11 protein-coding genes are annotated in these 15,966 nt (G+C 45.2%); 9 read left to right on the top strand and 2 right to left on the bottom strand.

Translation table 11 applies throughout. The annotated features are described in order from the left end of the window. The first annotated feature begins 21 nt into the window (after nt 1–21). From JMW61_RS02265 to JMW61_RS02255, 3 genes are all read left to right on the top strand, one after another. Nucleotides 22–939 carry a hydroxymethylglutaryl-CoA lyase gene (locus JMW61_RS02265; RefSeq protein ID WP_201549118.1) on the top strand — a complete coding sequence of 306 codons (918 nt, stop codon included), beginning with the start codon at nt 22–24 and terminating at the stop codon, nt 937–939. 214 nt (nt 940–1,153) lie between these two features. Beyond that, entirely contained in the window at nt 1,154–2,341 is a 1,188-nt protein-coding gene (locus JMW61_RS02260; RefSeq protein ID WP_201549117.1) for an isovaleryl-CoA dehydrogenase, read from the top strand. A gap of 138 nt (nt 2,342–2,479) precedes the next feature. Further along, on the top strand, nt 2,480–2,947 hold the full coding sequence (locus tag JMW61_RS02255) for an energy transducer TonB (RefSeq protein WP_201549116.1): 468 nt from the start codon (nt 2,480–2,482) through the stop codon (nt 2,945–2,947). Nucleotides 2,948–3,051: 104 nt separating this feature from the next. Here the strand turns inward: JMW61_RS02255 and JMW61_RS02250 are convergent, their stop codons facing one another. Then, on the bottom strand, nt 3,052–3,774 hold the full coding sequence (locus tag JMW61_RS02250; RefSeq protein ID WP_194195939.1) for a pantothenate kinase: 723 nt from the start codon (nt 3,772–3,774) through the stop codon (nt 3,052–3,054). An 83-nt stretch (nt 3,775–3,857) separates the two neighbouring features. After that, on the bottom strand, nt 3,858–4,853 hold the full coding sequence (locus JMW61_RS02245; protein ID WP_201549114.1) for a biotin--[acetyl-CoA-carboxylase] ligase: 996 nt from the start codon (nt 4,851–4,853) through the stop codon (nt 3,858–3,860). Between the two features lie 195 nt (nt 4,854–5,048). On the opposite strand from JMW61_RS02245, the gene JMW61_RS02240 reads away from it, so the two are divergent. From JMW61_RS02240 to ligA, 6 genes are all read left to right on the top strand, one after another. Beyond that, nucleotides 5,049–5,852 carry a sulfite exporter TauE/SafE family protein gene (locus JMW61_RS02240; RefSeq protein WP_201550321.1) on the top strand — a complete coding sequence of 268 codons (804 nt, stop codon included), beginning with the start codon at nt 5,049–5,051 and terminating at the stop codon, nt 5,850–5,852. A gap of 41 nt (nt 5,853–5,893) precedes the next feature. Continuing rightward, nucleotides 5,894–6,895: a WG repeat-containing protein gene (locus JMW61_RS02235; RefSeq protein WP_201549112.1), complete on the top strand. Its 1,002-nt coding sequence runs from the start codon at nt 5,894–5,896 to the stop codon at nt 6,893–6,895. A gap of 246 nt (nt 6,896–7,141) precedes the next feature. Continuing rightward, nucleotides 7,142–8,083: a hypothetical protein gene (locus JMW61_RS02230; protein WP_201549110.1), complete on the top strand. Its 942-nt coding sequence runs from the start codon at nt 7,142–7,144 to the stop codon at nt 8,081–8,083. Between the two features lie 66 nt (nt 8,084–8,149). Beyond that, nucleotides 8,150–12,139, top strand: coding sequence for an AAA family ATPase (locus JMW61_RS02225; protein ID WP_201549108.1), 3,990 nt, complete (start codon nt 8,150–8,152; stop codon nt 12,137–12,139). 201 nt (nt 12,140–12,340) lie between these two features. Beyond that, complete coding sequence (locus tag JMW61_RS02220) at nt 12,341–13,357, top strand: cell division protein ZipA (protein ID WP_201549106.1); 1,017 nt, start codon at nt 12,341–12,343, stop codon at nt 13,355–13,357. Between the two features lie 538 nt (nt 13,358–13,895). Further along, on the top strand, nt 13,896–15,962 hold the full coding sequence (ligA, locus tag JMW61_RS02215; RefSeq protein WP_201550320.1) for an NAD-dependent DNA ligase LigA: 2,067 nt from the start codon (nt 13,896–13,898) through the stop codon (nt 15,960–15,962). Nucleotides 15,963–15,966 lie beyond the last annotated feature (4 nt).

The following is a 15,966-nucleotide window of genomic DNA, read 5'->3' as shown; positions in this document are numbered from 1 at the left end:
GCAATAGAAAGGATGATAAGTATGAAAAATGCATACCCAAAACACGTCACCATCGTTGATGTCAGTCCACGCGATGGCTTGCAAAACGAGTCAACGACGGTACCGACTGAGGTTAAGCAAACGCTTATCAATGATCTGATTGCGGCAGGTATCAAAAAGCTAGAAGCAACAAGCTTTGTCTCGCCAAAGTGGGTGCCCCAGATGGGCGATAATAGCGCGCTGCTTGACGCGCTAGCACCGACACGGCAGATGGAGATTTGCTATTCAGTGCTAGTGCCCAATATGCGCGGTTTTGAAAATGCTATTTTGCATCGTCCTGATGAAATCGTTATTTTCGGCTCAGCCAGCGAAACCTTTAGCCAAAAAAACATCAACTGTAGTATTGATGAGAGTATTGAGCGTTTTGCACCAGTGGCTGCCGCTGCCAAAGCACAAGGCATCAAAGTCCGAGGTGTTATTTCTTGTACGGTCGGTTGCCCTTATGAAGGTGAGATTGACCCAAGCCAAGTAGCCTATGTGACCAAGCGTCTGATAGAGATTGGTTCAGAGCAGATTGGTATTGCCGATACCATTGGTGTTGGTACACCGCTCAAAGTGCAACGAGCATTACAAGCCGCATTAGAATATGCTGATATCTCTATGCTATCAGGGCACTTTCACGATACTTATGGTCAAGCATTGAGCAATACGCTAGCCGCACTACAAATGGGTGTCAGTGAGTTTGATACCTCGGTGGCTGGTCTTGGTGGCTGTCCTTATGCCAAAGGCGCAACGGGTAACGTGGCAACCGAAGATGTGGTGTATATGCTGCATGGTATGGGTATCAGTACTGGTATTGATTTGGATAAATTGGTCGTGGCAGGCGAGCGTATCAGTGCGTTCTTAAAGCGTCCAAACGGCTCAAACGTGGCACGTGCTTTAATCAATAAACGCCATTAATAAACGTCAGTCTTAATTAGTATAGTCAATCCACTATAAAAGTGTGACAGCGTTAACCTCGCTTGAAGTATTCAATATACATCGACACTCGGTTGCCTTGTCAGACCTTCATATTGAATTGACTATCACATTAAAAACGGTATCAAAAATACAGTGGTTTTAAAAAACAGATTAAAATCCGAAATTTAAAAACATCAAAACACAAGGAATAGTTATGAGTTTACCTGGATTGAATTTTCAGCTTGGCGAAGATATTGATGCCCTACGTGATATGGTACAGCAGTTTGCAACCAATGAAATCGCCCCACGTGCTGCCGAGATTGACAGTAGTGATGAGTTCCCTATGGATTTGTGGCAAAAAATGGGTGACATCGGCCTACATGGCATTACCGTTCCTGAAGAGTATGGCGGCTCTAACATGGGCTACGTCGCACATATGGTCGCGATGGAAGAGATTAGCCGCGCTTCGGCATCGGTAGCATTGAGCTATGGTGCACACTCAAACCTATGTATCAACCAAATTAAACGTAATGGCAGTGAAGCACAAAAACAAAAGTACTTACCAAAGCTGGTCAGCGGTGAGTTCATCGGTGCATTGGCAATGAGTGAGACGGGTGCTGGTTCGGACGTCGTCAGTATGAAGCTCAGAGCTGAAGAGAAAGACGGCAGCTATGTGCTGAATGGTAGCAAAATGTGGATCACTAATGGTCCCGATGCAGATGTGATGGTGGTCTATGCCAAGACCAATCCTGAGCTAGGCGGTAAAGGCATGACAGCCTTTATCGTTGAAAAAGGCATGGAAGGTTTTGGCACAGCGCAAAAGCTAGATAAGCTCGGTATGCGTGGTAGCCATACGGGTGAGATGACCTTTAACAATGTCACCGTACCGAGTGAAAATATTTTGGGCGGTCTTAATGAAGGCGTTAAGGTGTTGATGAGTGGCCTAGATTATGAGCGCGCTGTATTGGCCGCAGGTCCTATCGGTATCATGCAAGCAGTGATGGACAATGTGGTGCCTTATATCCATGACCGTAAACAGTTTGGTCAAGCGATCGGTGAGTTCCAGCTTATCCAAGGTAAAGTGGCGGACATGTATACGATACTGCAAGCAGGTCGTAGCTTCTTATATACCGTCGGGAAAAACCTCGATATGTTGGACGCGCGTGGTGCTGGTCATAGTCGAGAAGTCCGTAAAGACTGTGCCAGTGTGATCTTATGGTGTGCCGAAAAAGCCACGTGGATGGCAGGCGAGGGTATCCAAATATTTGGTGGTAACGGCTATACCAATGAGTATCCACTTGGTCGCTACTGGCGCGATGCCAAGCTATATGAGATCGGTGCAGGTACCAGTGAAATTCGCCGTATGCTAGTCGGTCGTGAATTGTTTAACGAGACCAAATAAAGCGAGACTAAATAAAGCGTAATAATTATTTAAAAGTTAACTTTTATCGAATAATTTTATGTTAAGATCGAAAAATGTGCTACGTTATGTCTTTCATAGCGTGGCACTTTTTAATGACTGAAATAAAAGAATTTTACAATGACCCGTAAATTACATACCAAGCTAGCCTTTAATAAAGATTCTCATTTTTTCACCAATATAAAATCTATTAGTGCTTATAGCCTGTTAGTCACTATGTTTGCATTGTTTACGATGACAGCGAGTATAACGCCTGCACAAGCAGAGTTGATTGATTTGACTGAATCAGAGCCAGTTACTCAAGTCTCTATTAGTAATGCATATTGGGTGAAAATGCCCACGTTTAGAATTGACTATCATTGTCTAAGAAAGATGAATCCGGGCACCAAACTCAACCTTTTGTTAGATGTATCGGTTGATAAGCAAGGCAAAATTACTAGTATAAAAATCATAAAAAGCAGTGGTAATCGATGCTTGGATAGAAGTGCTATCCAACAGGCAAAAAGGGGCCGAATGAAGCCATTTATGATTAAGGGGAAAGCAGTAAGAGCAAGGTTTAGATTGCCTATTGAATATACAGCACCATAGGCAGTAATAGAGAATTCAGATTTTTTTAAACCAAAAAAAGCAGTACGCCTCAGACGTACTGCTTTTTCTATTCTAACTTTATAAAATACGACAATGCATGTCAGTTATTTACTATGATCAAAATATCGTGCCAGACCATTTAATAATAGATCATCACGCAGACGTACAGGGCGATTGACGTGCTGCGAAATAATGGCTGCATCACCACCCGTCATGATGACTTCAAAGTTGGGGTGACGATGGCTAATCTCATTGATGGCACCGACGATTGATAGTAGTATGCCGCGATGTACCGCATCTTGTGTGGTGACTCCTTGGCTGACACTGTCGAAAGTCCCGTTAGAGATGGTGATTTGCTTGGTACCAGAAAACAATGACTCACGTTGCAGGTAGATACTAGGAAAGATATAACCACCCAAATGCTCAGCGTGATCGATCAAATCAATGGTCACTGCTGTACCGCAACCAATCACACATTGACGCTTTTTCTTATCGACTGCGCCTAGCATTTGTAACCAACGATCACAGCCGAGCTGCTCATCGTTATATTGACTCTTCATTAGCGGGTGAGCGGCGTCGACATGGACGAATTCAAACGGAATATTTAGACGGCTTAAGGTCTCTGATACCTTGGCATTCAGCTCGTCACCTAGTACAGATGAGATACCAATAAAGTCAGGAGCAAAACGCTCAAAGCGATCCGTCAGACCCATCAGCAATTCGGCTGGTGCCTGCAAATGTTGTTTGGCATCATGTGTGACTATCTGACCGATATCATCGGTGAGCCAGTATTTCAGGCGGGTATTTCCAAGATCAAGCCAGAGCATAAAATTCCCTTTATATACAGTGAAGCAATTATCAACATCCTATCCTGATAGCTACTACACTTTAGTGCTCGTTGATTAAACGATTAAGTCGTTTGAATAACGTCAATGCGTCCGGTGAAAAGTGCAGAAATCTTACCGTTATCTTGGCGCAATTGCAAACATCCATGTGTATCGATACCACAAGCGTAACCCGTGAGTATATTGGTTTGACCGTTATGCTCTTGGGTCACACGTAATCGCAGTTCGCTCAGTGCATCCATCGAGTCAAACTGCTTTAAAAAGCTGTCCAGATAATAACTATGTCCTGTTGGTTTCTCTATACTTAGGTGCTCAAATCGCGTCATCGCCGCCATCAATGCTTTACTCATTTGCTGATAAAGCACACGCAAGCTCGGTAGACTGGCAGCCTGCGCTTTTGGCTGTAGTGTCTCAGCAATATCTTGTAAGCTGATGGCTTGATAACTCATGCCTTCAGAGGTTTGCGCAGTTAGCTTTGGTGTGGCTTGGACATTGAGACCCACACCTATCACCAAACCAACCAGTTTGCCTGCTTGCGATATGGGTTCAATCAAAATCCCAGCAAGCTTATTAAACGGCAGTGTCTGATGATTTAATTCCGTATTATGCACATCAGCGCTATCTAAGGCAGATTGGCTTTGAGGCTGATTCTGACTTTGGTAAAAGCCCAAATCATTTGCCCACTTCACGCCGATTGGTATTAGTCCTTGCGTTTGTAATTGCTCATTTAGCATTTGGATAACGGGCATTTTTGCCAGCTCTACACCGATGATTAGTGACAGTAAGCCACTAACGGGTATGTGAACAGGATGATAGAGTGATAGGTAGGCATTGCCACGCGGTGATTGCCATGAGCGCCCGTGTTGTCCGCGACCAGCGCTTTGGATTTCAGCAGTTAGCAGGTGCATCTCGGTCGCATTCAATGTGCCATTCTGTACATCTGCTATTAGCTCGCTATTCGTAGACGCGCTACTGGTAAGATGGCGATGATTCAGCTCAGGTAAATGCTCAAGTGTTAATGACTCAGACACAGAGTGAGATGATTGATTAAGTATCGGCATAAGTTTATTCTACTTGAGTAATGTCGCTGGGATAATCTTTGATATACTGGACGGTTTTCGCGAACAGACAGCATAAAGATTGGGGTGTGATTTGGCAAATGCAATTAAGAAGATGCCACTAAGTGCATAAACAGGCAAATCAGTAAGATAAAAATACCGTTCAAAATACAAGCAAGATAAAAGGCTAATTCGATGATGCTATATGTGTGGTTTGTGATTGCAGGGGCGTTTGCTGGCGTGAGTGCTGGATTGTTTGGTGTTGGCGGCGGCATGATTATCGTACCCGCACTGGTCTGGATTTTTACCGCTTATGATTTTTCTCCAGAAGTCGTGACACATTTGGCCATTGGTACGTCACTGGCGACCATCGTTGTGACCTCGATTAGCTCACTCACTGCTCATAATAAGCGTGGCGGTGTACGCTGGGAAGTATGGCGAAAAATGGCACTGGGTTTGGTCGTTGGTAGTCTGGTGGGCGCGGGTGTTGCGGACATGATTGACGGCAAGGTACTACAAGCCATTATCGGTGTCGGCGCGCTCTTAGTAGCGATAAAAATGCTGTTTTTCTCTAATAAAGAGCAGTTGGGCAAGCCGTTGCCATCTGCTGGTATCCAGTTCGGTGCGGGTACAGGTATTGGTATGGCGTCGTCTATCTTTGGAATTGGCGGTGGTAGTTTGACCGTACCGTTTTTGAACTGGGCGGGACTACCGATGAAACAGTCAGTTGGCACCTCAGCAGCTTGCGGTCTACCGATTGCGCTGGCGGGCGCAGCGGGGTTTGCATGGTTCGGTCAAGACGTGGTCAATCTGCCTGAGGGTACGATAGGGTTTGTCCATATCACGGGATTTTTATGCATCTCAGTGGCTAGCTTTGCAATGGCAAAAGTCGGTGCCAAGCTCGCCCATGTATTGCCTGCGCTGATGCTTAAGCGTGCGTTTGGCGTGTTGTTAGTGTTTGCTGGTGGGCAGTTGTTATTGAGTGGGATTGGGGTTGTTTAACTGTACCATCACATTTTATCTATTTAATTTAGAGTGCTGTCATGCCAATTAAAAAACGATTTATCGAATCTCTTTATTCAAGATTTTCACTATTTTTAAAGTTGTTTTCAGGTCGATCTTATACAAAGACAACCGAATCAACTATTCAACAGCCTGTCATTTATAAATTTAATGATGAGTTTAGGTTGATTAGACATAAGGGACAGAATAGCCTTATTGATAACAAAAAAGATATTATTGTAAACTTGCCTTACGACGATATCATGTTGCCTCAAGAAGGTTTGGCCTTAGTATTCAATACTGATCTTGATAAGTTGTATAACTCCGACGACGATGATTATGAATATTTTGGTTTTATTGATGAAAAAGGTAATCTAGTCATACCTATGATTTATACCGGAGGCGATGACTTCTGTGGTGGCTTAGCAGTTGTCAAAAAAAATGGTGAATGGGGATTTATAAATTCATCGGGGCAGACAATTATTGATTTTGAGTATGAAGATGCTATGAGCTTTGAAGAAGACTTAGCCGCTGTGCAATTAGAAGGTAAATGGGGTTTTATTGATAAGCAAGGTCAGATGATAATTAAACCCAAATATCAAGAAGCTAATAGTTTTAACTTAGGATTGGCAGCAGTGAAGCAGAATGATCAATGGGGTTATATTGATAGAGATGAGAAATTTATCGTCTCCAATGAGTTTAATTGGACCAATATTTTTAGAGAAGGTTTGGCTGCTGTAGAAAGCAATGGTAAATATGGTTATATTGACATATTAGGTAATGTCGTCATTCCTTTTATTTACGATTATGCTAATGAGTTCAATGATGGTTTAGCGCAGGTGTCGCAAAAAGATAAGCGTGGCTTTATAGTTAAGTTGGGTAATGTTGCCATTCTTTTGATTTATGATTTCGTAGGTGATTTTAGAGATGGGATAGTTTCTGTCATTCAGAAAGGTGAAGGAGTTTGGCTCGATAAACAAGGTGGTCAGGTCGAAAACCCCAATCAACAAATCATAGATGAAATCTTATTATCTGAGAGCTGATCAATGACAATTGAATGAAAGTTAGTAATGAAATTTATAAGCGCTACTTTTGGCTACTGCTTGATGTTCACAAACCCTAAAAACTCACCACAACTTCAGGTAGAATAGCCGCCTATTTTTGCTACGTTTATTGACCCTTTATGCGCCTAAAACCCCTAAAGCTGGCGAGCTTTAGATAAATTTGACGTGTGGTAGCAATGACAAACCTTTATAAAGCTAGTATGTAAACCATGAGACATCATTAGTATGAAAGCTGCAGAAAAATACCGCCGTGTTTTCGGCTCAATGAGTCATCTAAAAGACCAGATATCATGGACGAATAGCCTCTCTAATATGGTAGAGTTTTTGGCGTGGGAGCCACAGCGCATTCTTGGGGTTAGTAAAAAGCAATATGTGCGCCAAATCATTGAATGGGCAACCCATCCGGAGCTAAAGGATAAAAACATAGAAGAGATTGAGCAATCAATCATCAAAAAACTCAATCAAAAAATGACTGAGTCTGAGCAGCTAGAGACCTATTCAACGCAAACGTCAGGCCTCTGTGATGCGAGAGAGGCCGTTCGCCGCGTCACGTTCTTTTCTGAAGATTATCTGAATAAAGAGTTCGATATATTTTTGAGCTTGTGCAGTGATGTTTATCTCGATTTATTTTATCAGCAGTTTATTAGCTTTGAGCCTAATAGATCATGGTCGACACATGGTAACAGCGGCATGTTTGAAAACAGTACAGAGCTAAAAGCGATGTATATGGATAACTTAGCCTATAACCATCAAGCGAATGTGCTGGTAGCAAATGAGTTAAAGCTCGCTGGTCGGAAAAACCCAGACCAAATCTTAAAGTACTGCCTAATGTATGAGCATTTATTAGAAAAAGGCTTTATTGAGCAGGGTACAAAGTTTCTACTGTTATTTATCGGTGGTGACGCGCTAAAGCAAAACAAGCAAACGCTCGTAGACCGAGAGCTGGCGTTGTGTCATAAAAGACCGAGGAAGTATCAGCATCTACTAAGAACAGAGCTGTTAGAAATAGTCGAGCATTTAGAAGTGGCCAGTATCTCTTGGTCCGCTCTTATTGAGTTTAACAATCGCTATTTAGCAGAAAATGACACCTGCCAAGTGGAACAAAAACTGCTACGAGGGTTCCACCAGAGCCTTGAATCAAAATCGTTTATGCAGTTAGCTGTTTAACCCTAAAAACCCACCACAATTTCAGGTAGAATAGCCGCCTGTTTTTGCTAAGTTTACTGACTCTTCATGCGTTTAAAATCTCTAAAGCTGGCAGGCTTCAAATCCTTTGCCAATCCAACGACTTTTACCTTTCGCCATGGTATCACTGCCATCGTCGGGCCGAACGGCTGCGGCAAATCCAATGTGATTGATGCCATTCGCTGGGTACTGGGTGAGACCTCTGCCAAGCAGTTGCGTGGCGGCGCGATGAGCGATGTCATTTTTGCTGGTACGCAAGACAAGGCTGCCAAAAGTGTCGCCAGTGTCGAGCTGACGTTTGAGCATACGCAAGACGAGTATACTGGTATTCGCCACGAGTTTAATCTATATCAAGAGCTGTCCGTTCGTCGTCAGGTGAATTTGGAGGGACGCTCAGATTACTTCATCAACGGTACACGTTGTCGTCGCCGTGATGTGGTCGATGTGTTTTTGGGTACGGGACTTGGTGCGCGCAGCTATGCGGTGATTGAGCAAGGCATGATTGGACGTATTGTCGAATCTAGTCCCATGCAGCTGCGTGAGTTTATTGAAGAGGCCGCAGGGGTGTCTCGTTATCAAGCGCGCCGCGAAGAAACGCAAAAAAAGCTAGAGAAAACACAAGAGAATCTAGCACGTCTACATGACATGCAAAGTGAGCTAGTCAGCCAACAAAAACGCTTGTCTAAGCAAGCTGCCAGTGCGCAGCGTTATGAAGAGCTGGCCTTGACCCTTGCTGATATCAAGCAGCAACTGGCTATTCAGCAGTTGTATCAAGCCAAGCATACTCAGCAACAGCAAAAAATCGCCCATGAGCGCAGCACTGCCGAAGTTGCTACATTGCAAGCCGACTATGAGACGCTAAAAGCCCAACAAGATAAGCTCGCCACGCATATTAACCAAGAGCAATGGCTCAAGGATGATGCTCAAAGCGCTCATTATCAGCAGCAGCTAGGCTATCAACAAGCTGAGCACGCGCTGAGCGATGCCAAGTCACAATTGACCGTGATTGCGAAGCAACTCGCGAGCTTGGATCAGCAGCGCGCGCAAGCAGTGGGTGAGATTGATCGATTGAAAGCCGAGCAAGCCGAACAGCAGGCTATCTTGGCAGATTTGCGCCCACAGCTCAGTGAGTTGACGGGTAAACGTGACGCGCATAAACGCAATGAGCAACCGCTACAACGCGCATGGCATGACGCGCAAAACCAACTATCACGCTTGCAAGATAATGCACGCATGCTTGAGCAACAGCAAGCCATTAATAGCCAAGCGCAAAAACGCCATCAGCAGAACCATGACAAATGGCAGCGCCGCCAGCAAAACTGGCAAAATCTATGGCAGCAACTACAACAATCGCTATCAATATCTAGCAATAATAAGGGTTTTGATGAGGAATCTGATAAGCGCTCTGATGAACAAGCGCCAACGGATGCAAAAAACTTACAGCATACGTTAGAGACGCAAGTTGCAGAGCTAAACAAACAGTTGCAGCAGATAGAGCGCCAACAAGACAGCGTCGATGAGCGTCTGTCGGAACTACAACCGCAAGCGCATGATTTACAGCAGCGATTAAATACGCAGCAACGTGAGTTGAGTGAGCATGAGAAGCGTCACGCGGTATTGGCCAGTGAATACGATACCCTGCATCAGATATTGCATCCAAAACCTACGCTGCAAAATCAACAACAAGCCTCTGTCTCTACAGTGGGTAATCTAGCCGATAGCTCGGAAAGCAATGTCGTCAATCGCTATAACGAATTGGCTATTACCACCTTGCGCGAGCAGATTGAGCTGAGTGAAAAAGGACAGCAGCACGCGGCATTACTCGATAGTGTCTTAGCATTATGGCTAGATAGTCATGTACTAATCTCTAACCAATCCAATCAATTAAACGTTGATAATACGAGCGATGCTTCTCAGGAGGCGAACAGCTTATGGCACATGTTTGAGAGTGACCTAGCGGATATCGTTACTTATCAGACAGCGCAGAATGAACAAACTAATACAGAAGGAAAACCTTCAATAGAGAGTGGTCATAGCTTGTGGTTACCTGCTAAGAATGAGGTAGCTACTAAGCCATTTATCAACTATTTACCAGATAGCTTAACTGATAAAGTCTTGCCATTGTCACAGCTGATCAAGCAGCCTGCATTGGCGCTTTGGCAGCAGTGCTACTTGTATATTGCGCAATCAGAAGCGACGAATAATCAGACGCTTGAAGACTTTGCCAATATCTTAAAAGCGTTGCCAACGTCAGCTATTTTGTTAACTACAGACGGTTGGCTAATCAGTCGTCAGGGTACGATTAATCTGAGTAAGTTTACAGGTGAGCAAGATGGTCAAGGTGAGAGCAATAGCCAGTTTTTAACACAGCGTTTGCAGCAGCGCAGCCGTTTGCAAGCCCTAGAAGACTTGCTAGATGAGTTTGAAACCAAAATACAAGAAACGCAAAAGACCATTGCAAAGAATCAACGCGACTATGATGCGTTAACGGTCAATCTAGAAGAAACGCGTGCACAAGCAGATCAGCTCACCCGTGATAAACATAAATATCAGCAGCAGCTAACGACTCAGCGTGCCAATGCTGAGCGTCTGCAAGCAGATAGCCGGCGTCTCATGGCGGATAAATCTGCCCTTGAGCAAGAGCAGTTAGAGTTAGAACAAGAGTTAAAAACGCTCAGTGATGAGCAGCAAGATATTCAAAGTCAGATAGTAGCGCTAACGCCACAAATATCCGATGCCCGCGCGACCAGTCAGCAACTACAGGCTGAGCGCAGTGAGCTAAATCGCGCGCGTCAGGCCGATGATGATGCATGGCAAGCATTGCAGCTGCGTATCCAGCAGAGCGAGATGCGTTTGGAGCATAGTGTCAGTAGCCTTGCACGAGCGACGGCACAATACGACCAATCGCTACAGAGCGAGCAGCAGCTAAAAGCGAGTCATCAGAAGCAGCAGAATAAGCTACCAGACTTGCAAGCAGCATTACAAATGGCGCAGACAGCACGAGATAAGCAGCAGGTGTTATTGACCGAGCGTGATACGGCATTGTCGATGCTTAAGCAAGACTATGCTCAGCAGCAGACGGCGTTGGATAGCGTGCAGAATACGCTACAAGCTCAGCAGGGCAAGCTTGCGAATCATGCTACTGAGTTGGCACTAAGTATGGCGCGTTTGGACGATGCGAGCACTCATACTCATGACGCTTTAGAAGCGTACTATAAGGTGAGCCATAAATATAAATCGGAGTCGCATTCAACACAGCACCCGCAGCATCAGCAACAAGTGATGAGCGTCTCAAACTTGCTCGCGGATTTTATCGCTCATGATCGCCGTGTGCGTCCAGATAAAATCGCTGAATTAGAGTCTGAACGCGCCACGCTTGAGCAGCAGCTTAGCAAAATCGGTCCAGTTAATCTCGCCGCAGTGGCAGAGTTGGCTGAGGTCAATGAACGTCTAGAGCCATTGGCGAAGCAGACAGCAGATATTGCGGCGAGTATGCAGACATTGACGGCAGCGATTGAGTCTATTGATGAGACCACCAAGACCCTGTTTATGCAGACGCTAGATGCCGTTAATACTGAGCTTGCCAATTTATTTGCCAAAGTATTCGGCGGTGGTCAAGCCAGTTTAACGCTCAATACTGACGATATGCCCGTTAATGCGCCAAAATCAGAGCAGTGGCGAGCAGGGCTTACCTTAATGGCACAGCCAAAGGGCAAGCGTAATAGTCGCCTAGCTGTACTGTCAGGTGGTGAAAAAACGCTCACCGCGCTGAGCTTGATTTTTGCGATATTTAAGCAGCATCCCGCACCGTTCTGTGTGCTCGATGAAGTGGATGCACCGCTTGATGATGCCAACGTCGAACGTTTTACCAGTTTGATTCATGAGCTCGCGGATGACTTACAGTTTATCTTTATCAGTCATAATAAACTGACGATGCAGATTGCCGATGAGTTAAAGGGCATTACGATGCCAAGTGCAGGGGTCTCTACATTAGTCAGTGTCTCGTTAGATGAAGCTGAGCGTTATATTACCGAGTAGCTCAAATTATTTAAATTCAACTATAACTGGCATGCCTCTGCTAGTGGTATAGTTGAAGTTGAGGTGGTAACGTTACGCAAGTATGTCGGGCTGACGGTAAACGATGACTATATGGTGACGAGCTTAATTAGCCATGCTAGACTATTGCCATTTGTCGCCTCTTGTGTATTCCCTTTTGTCATATATTAGGATGTATTTCTCATGACCGCTATTCAGTTTATATTGATCGCCATTGCCGCATTTATCATGCTTGCAGGGCTGTTTATGGTCATTCGTAGTTTTAAGCGCCGCAACAGCGCTGAAGCGATGGCGGTCAACTATGATAAAAACGGTATTCCCATCATACCGCGACATGAGCGAAACCTCGTGGATCAGCCAGATTTTGATGACACCGTCGCAGGCGAGACCAGTATTGCACCTGATCGCAGCTATCTCAATGCAGTCGTCGAAGAAGAGACGTTGACTCAACCGCATGCACAGCAGACGGCTGGACATAACGATATCATCAGTGAGTTAAATGACGATCACAGAGACATGGTTGAAGATGATAGTTATGCACGCTGGCAGGATGAGCAGCAGCGCAGCGAAAACACTGAATTTGCAGCAGCATCTGAGCAGATAAATGCCGAGCAAGAGCCTGATGCGTTTTCTAGCTTGATGTCGGCGACAGACAGTCTGATGCCATCGATTGATACGGTAGAAGAGCCGAGTTTTGATAATAATAGTCCGATTCTCGATCAGCATCTGTCAGAGCCTGTTGACGAAGCGCAAAACGGTCCATTGATTAATGCTAAAGACAACATCAACATCACCATCTTGCCGCACCAATATCGTGATCGTCCAACCGCGATTATCCGTGGTCGTGATTTATTGAAATTGATTGATAAATACGGTTTGCGCTATGGCGCGATGAATATGTTCCATCGTTATGAGAAAAAAGACGGCACAGGTATGCTGTGGTTTAGCATGATGGGCATCACCGATAGCGGTATCGCGCCTTTTGATCCGCATAGTGTGGCGACCAATACCTATCATGGCGTGGTGGTATTCTTATCTTTACCGCATCCGCAAGCGCTGCGTAGCTTCGATAGTATGATGAGTATTGCTTATATGATGGCCAGTGATTTGGATGCGATTATGCTGGATGAAGAGAACGAACCAATCACCTCTGAGTATAAGCAGCAGCTACGAAATCAAGTCCGCGACTATGAAGGTTAGAAGCTTGAAGGTTAGAAGCTTGAAGGTTAGAAGCTTGAAGGTTAGAAGCTTGAAGGTTAGAAGCTTGAAGGCTAAAGGTTACGGAAAGTAAGAGCTGGTTAATATTAGAAGTCATATAAAAGGCAAATAGCGATTGACGTTATTTGCCTTTTTTAATGCGCGTTCATTTCTGCAAAATTCTAGGGCGTGTCTTCAATTCACTCGATAGTCATCTAAATGGGCTAAAAATGGCTAAATCTTGCCAAACATCGTCAAATAGCTGGCTAATATCCCGATATTATCTGCGCTATTTTTCTTGTTTGACGGCAATTTATCTCATTTGTATCGCCATTTTTGAAATGAAGACACGCCCTAGAGTCGGTTCAAGATATAGTTGATTCCAAATATTTTCGATACAAGGAAGCCGAGTGCAAGCTATACATTAGTATGGTTAGTGAGGATGACGATGTAGCGGATTTATATGGGATTGACTATACCGAGTATCCTGCAAACTTGTTATCATATCGGCATCTTGAATGACAAAAAAAAGACACCGACTATGACTGATCCTATCTTATCGACCGCTGCTCAATCAGCAACCAATCAAAAAACAACTGCGCAAATCGTTGCCCAAATGCGCACACTTATCGACGCCATTAAAACACACAACTATGCCTATTATGTACTCGACAATCCGATCTTAGAAGACAGTGAATACGATCAATTGCGCCGTTCGTTACTTGAGCTTGAAGAAGCATACCCAGATTTGGTACAGCCTGATAGCCCCATCAATCAAGTCGGTGATATGCCGCTATCTGCCTTTACCCAAGTGACTCATGACATCCCCATGCTGTCACTGGGCAACGTTTTTGACTATGACGAATTACATACCTTTATGCGCCGCGTCAACGACCGTCTAAATGATGCGCAAAAAAATCCTGAGTATGAGATGGAGCTAAAGCTTGATGGATTGGCCGTGTCGCTAAAATATGAGCATGGAAAATTTGTGCAAGCCGTCACGCGCGGTGATGGGCAAACGGGCGAGGATATTACTCAAAATACCAAGACCATTCGCAACTTGCCACTTTGGCTCGCGGATGCTGCTGACATCGAGTTGTTAGAAGTCCGCGGTGAAGTGCTGATGCCCAAGGCAGGTTTTGATCGTCTCAACCGCCTAGCAGAAGAGAGCGAAAATAAAACCTTTGCTAATCCACGTAATGCCGCCGCTGGGAGCTTACGTCAGCTTGATCCCAGTGTGGCAGCCAGTCGCCCACTAGCGTTCTATGCTTATTCTATCAATCAAGGATTGCCTGAAACCATCGAAACCCAATCAGCAGGCTTGGCTTGGCTAAAAACCATTGGCTTTACTGTCAGTGCGGTAGAAGTGGTCGCAAACCCACGTGCGGCACAAACCTATTATGAATCAGTAATTGAGAGCCGTGCCAGTTTACCGTTTGAAATAGACGGCGTGGTGATTAAGGTAAATAACATGTCATTGCAGCAGCAGCTTGGGTTTCTGTCACGTGAGCCACGCTGGGCGACTGCCTATAAATTCCCTGCCGAAACGGTGATGACGCGTCTAAATGATATTGAGTGGCAAGTCGGGCGTACCGGTCAAATCACCCCAGTTGGTAAGCTCGAACCTGTCAAAGTCGGCGGCGTCACCGTCAGTAATGTCACCTTGCATAACTTTGGTGAGATTCAGCGTTTGGACGTGCGTGCAGGCGATCTGATCAGCGTACACCGTGCTGGTGATGTGATACCGAAAGTCAGCCGCGTTTGGCACGACCAACGCCCAGCCGATAGCATGCCAGTCACGCTACCTGCTACTTGTCCGGTATGCGACTCGCCTGTGGTGCTACCAGAAGATGAAGCATTGGCACGCTGTACTGGTGGCCTATTTTGCCCTGCGCAGCAGCAAGAAGCATTGATTCACTTTGTCTCACGTCGTGCCATGGATATCGATGGACTTGGCGCGAGGTGGCTCCTTAGCTTTTTTGAGCATGGTCTGGTTAAGACCGTCGCTGATATCTATCAACTGCACAATCATGCAGATGAGATGGTCACGCTAGAAAAACTGGGCGAAAAGTCAGTACAAAACATCATCAATGCCATTGAAGCCAGTAAGCATACTACGCTCGCACGTTTTATTTATGCGCTTGGCATACGCGGTGTGGGCGAGGGTACGGCACAAAACTTTGCTCAGCAATTTGGTGACCTCGACAGCCTGATGGCAGCCAGTATTGAGACTCTGATTAAAACCCCTGACGTTGGTACTATCACTGCTGAGTTGGCTTACGAGTTTTTCCGTGCACCGCATAATATCGAAGTGATTAATTCATTGCTTGAAGCGGGTGTCTATTGGGATAAGGTCGAGCAAAAATCTGCTGGAGACTTGCCACTTGATGGGCAGACGTGGGTCATTACGGGTGCGCTGGAGAAAATGGCACGTGATGAAGCCAAGGCTAGACTGCAAGCACTTGGCGCAAAAGTATCAGGAAGCATCTCAGCCAAAACGACTGCGCTACTAGCAGGAGATAAGGCTGGCTCTAAGCTCACCAAAGCAGAAAAGCTGGGCGTCAAAATTGTGGGTGAAGAAGAGTTTTTGGTGTTGGTTGGGGTGTAGGGTG

Origin of the sequence: Psychrobacter fjordensis (assembly GCF_904845995.1) — a bacterium.
Taxonomy (GTDB): Bacteria; Pseudomonadota; Gammaproteobacteria; order Pseudomonadales; family Moraxellaceae; genus Psychrobacter; species Psychrobacter fjordensis.
This window is presented reverse-complemented; position numbering and strand designations above follow the sequence as displayed.

Excerpts from the sequence above, each read along its gene's own strand:
- JMW61_RS02230 (WP_201549110.1), top strand. The coding sequence starts at position 7,142 with ATGAAAGCTGCAGAAAAATACCGCCGTGTTTTCGGCTCAATGAGTCAT.
- JMW61_RS02245 (WP_201549114.1), bottom strand. The coding sequence starts at position 4,853 with ATGCCGATACTTAATCAATCATCTCACTCTGTGTCTGAGTCATTAACA.
- JMW61_RS02265 (WP_201549118.1), top strand. The coding sequence starts at position 22 with ATGAAAAATGCATACCCAAAACACGTCACCATCGTTGATGTCAGTCCA.
- JMW61_RS02220 (WP_201549106.1), top strand. The coding sequence starts at position 12,341 with ATGACCGCTATTCAGTTTATATTGATCGCCATTGCCGCATTTATCATG.
- ligA (WP_201550320.1), top strand. The coding sequence starts at position 13,896 with ATGACTGATCCTATCTTATCGACCGCTGCTCAATCAGCAACCAATCAA.
- JMW61_RS02260 (WP_201549117.1), top strand. The coding sequence starts at position 1,154 with ATGAGTTTACCTGGATTGAATTTTCAGCTTGGCGAAGATATTGATGCC.
- JMW61_RS02235 (WP_201549112.1), top strand. The coding sequence starts at position 5,894 with ATGCCAATTAAAAAACGATTTATCGAATCTCTTTATTCAAGATTTTCA.
- JMW61_RS02250 (WP_194195939.1), bottom strand. The coding sequence starts at position 3,774 with ATGCTCTGGCTTGATCTTGGAAATACCCGCCTGAAATACTGGCTCACC.
- JMW61_RS02225 (WP_201549108.1), top strand. The coding sequence starts at position 8,150 with ATGCGTTTAAAATCTCTAAAGCTGGCAGGCTTCAAATCCTTTGCCAAT.
- JMW61_RS02255 (WP_201549116.1), top strand. The coding sequence starts at position 2,480 with ATGACCCGTAAATTACATACCAAGCTAGCCTTTAATAAAGATTCTCAT.
- JMW61_RS02240 (WP_201550321.1), top strand. The coding sequence starts at position 5,049 with ATGCTATATGTGTGGTTTGTGATTGCAGGGGCGTTTGCTGGCGTGAGT.